This is a genomic window from Collinsella sp. AF05-9 (assembly GCF_003465595.1).
Lineage (GTDB): Bacteria > Actinomycetota > Coriobacteriia > Coriobacteriales > Coriobacteriaceae > Collinsella.
Map to the genome: position 1 here is coordinate 1 of NZ_QSBB01000064.1, position 2,536 is coordinate 2,536.

The 2,536-nt window shown below is 56.6% G+C and carries 3 protein-coding genes; all 3 read right to left on the reverse strand.

Annotated elements, in window-relative coordinates; translation table 11 throughout:
• Positions 1–364: 364 nt before the first annotated feature.
• Genes DWV43_RS09880 through DWV43_RS09890 form a run of 3 tightly spaced genes read right to left on the reverse strand, consistent with a single transcriptional unit; the run spans position 365 to position 2,357 of the window.
• Entirely contained in the window at positions 365–1,078 is a 714-nt protein-coding gene (locus DWV43_RS09880) for a GntR family transcriptional regulator (protein ID WP_055252186.1), read from the reverse strand.
• A complete protein-coding gene (locus DWV43_RS09885) occupies positions 1,063–1,830 on the reverse strand; it encodes a GntR family transcriptional regulator (protein WP_055252185.1) in 768 nt (255 codons plus the stop codon). Before DWV43_RS09885 ends, DWV43_RS09880 begins: the two co-directional genes overlap by 16 nt.
• Before the next feature lie 35 nt (positions 1,831–1,865).
• The gene (locus DWV43_RS09890) at positions 1,866–2,357 is read right to left on the reverse strand and encodes a hypothetical protein (RefSeq protein ID WP_117636071.1); all 492 of its coding nucleotides are present in this window, start codon (positions 2,355–2,357) and stop codon (positions 1,866–1,868) included.
• Positions 2,358–2,536: the final 179 nt, after the last annotated feature.

Sequence of the window (2,536 nt, forward strand, 5' to 3'; positions counted from 1 at the left end):
TTCTTGCCCGCCTCGTAGACGTTCCTGCCGTCCTCGAGGTAGCCCTCCTGGTCGAAGTGCATGATCTCGATCTTCTCGGTCTCCTTCATTCCCGCTCCTTTCACGAGCAGTTTGAATTGTCACACGGCCCGGACGGGCTTGCCGTCCCGCCGCACCGCCTAACCTTGTGGTCATCTTGGCCCCAAGCTCAACAATTCAAAGGTTCTTAATACCAGTGAACGATTACAGGTTAGCCGTTTTTAATACCGATTTTTCGATTTTATCCTCCTCTCTCGGTAGACGGTCAGTTTTTGCCGCCCATCGGTCAAGCGACATATGGCCATAAAAGACGAGCGCCCTGCCGTACACAAGGACGCTCTGAACACTAATAGTTGTAGGTATATCCGCCGGCATCGCCGCGGGTAAAAGACTTGGCACACTCGATAACCTGTCCACTCGAGTCATAGGTCAGGCATTCCAGCACGAGGGCCAGGTCGCCCGGCTCAAGATCGAGCAAACTCGCATCGCGTGCGCCCAGCGCCTCAATATCGAGCTTCTCAATCGATTTATCTGGCTTTCGGCCCAACATGTCATAGGTCTCATACAGGCTGAAAACCGATATGTCCACGTCTTCGATGCCAGGGAACAGCAGACACGGGATCAGCGTCATCTCGATCGACACGGGTTCACCATCAATGCAGTTAAGACGGCGCACCGAGTAGAGCAGATCGTCCTCGCCGATACCAAACAAGTCGGCATAATACGGGCCGGCATAGCGTTTAGAGCGCGCCAGGATGCGCACCGACGGCGTCGCGCCCGAAGCTAAAACCGACTGACGGAAGCCGCCCTTGCGAGCGTGCTCGTCAAACCACTTGTGCCCCACAAAGGCGCCCTTGCCCTGCACGCGACGAATCTGGCCACTTTTGACCAGCTCATCCATGGCGCTGCGGATGGTCAGGCGCGTCGTGCCAAACTCCTCGGCCAGCTCATTTTCGGACGGAATCATCGAGCCCGTCGGATAGTCACCGCGCTCGATTCGCTCCGCAATGCAGCGGCGAATTTGCTTGTAAACCGGCAAGTCTTCTACTGCCTCAGCCATTCGACACCCACCTTCGTCGCAACGCCGTCTGCCTCACCGTTATCGGCAAATCGATACTTGGTCGGCAGGGTCACGGACTTGCAATACTCGACAAAGCCATCGTTCTCATCGCGCTCGTGCGAAGCCTTATAAAACACCGGGGCGCCCTCCTGGGCATCCAGCAACTTGGCCTCGTCGGCGTTCAGACGGCTGATGGAAATATGCTCCTTGCCGTGCGACACGCGGACATTCCCCTCTTTGAGCAAAACGTCGTAGAGGCTCTCCTGCTCGAAATCGTGATCGGGAAGCGAGGGACACAAAGACAGATTGACGTATGCCGTCTCGATCGACGCCGGGGAACCATTGACCACGCGCACGCGCCGAATGCAGAAGAGCGGCATGCCCAGCTCGATTTGGGCCTTTTGGGCCAGGTCGATATCGGCGTACACGACCTTGGAGCATACCAGGCGTGCGGTTGACTTTGAGCCGACCCTCTCCACCGCCTGCGTATAGTTCCACGTTTCCTGAAAGATGTTCAGCGGCTTGGGCGGGCACACATAGGTGCCCGAACCGCGGCGGCTTTCCAAGGTTCCGCACGAAATGAGACGCGTGATCGCAGCGCGCAACGCCGTGCGGGACACGCCCAGCTCTTCACAGAGCACGCGCTCGGCGGGCAGCCGGTCGCCACCCTGCAGGTCATAATGTTTGATATACCAAAGAATGCCCTCAAAGGCGCGATCTTTGGGCGGAATCGCATATGGTTCACTCGACATGGGTAAGGCTCCTCGACCGCTTGATGCTGCGGGCATCATTGCTCCGAACGCCCCATGGCGTCGAAGGCTTCTTTGATCTGTTCCGCAACGTTCCGATACGACCGATATAGGCCGCAGTCTCGCTTGACTTCGCCCGCAGTCACAGGAATCTCAAGCTTCGAAATCTCATCCTCGCCGGTTTGCACGGCAACGACGACACCCATACCAAGGCACATGTTACGCTTGGCGGCATTGTTTTTGGTAGCCTGAGCTGGGTTAATCAAAATCTGCTGAGCGAGCTCTCGATTGCTGAGCTGCGGCACATCCTCGGGATTTCCGGTCTCGACAATCTCGCATTGCAGCACATCCGCGTAGTCAAAAATCCTCGGGGTCGCGCCGCGCTGATGCACGGCCCACTTGCGACGCGTGGCATCCTGGTAGATAGCCGGCAAAAACGTAAAGCGCGGCGGGTCCAAAATCGTGTCCGTGATGGTAAACACATCGGGATCAAAGGCATCCTGCGGGTTTTTCTTCTTGAACAGCCCCATATCAGACTCCCGTACTAACACTTAACAACTCGAGTTAAATATAGCACCAATTTCAAGTCGCCGCTTTAGCGCATCGGTGCATGGCATCTATAGCTCACTCAGCGGGAAATACACAGACGAGACCCGGGGCGGGGTGCTTGGTTTTGAGAAGTGGGCTTCGCGAACTTCCAAAACCAAGC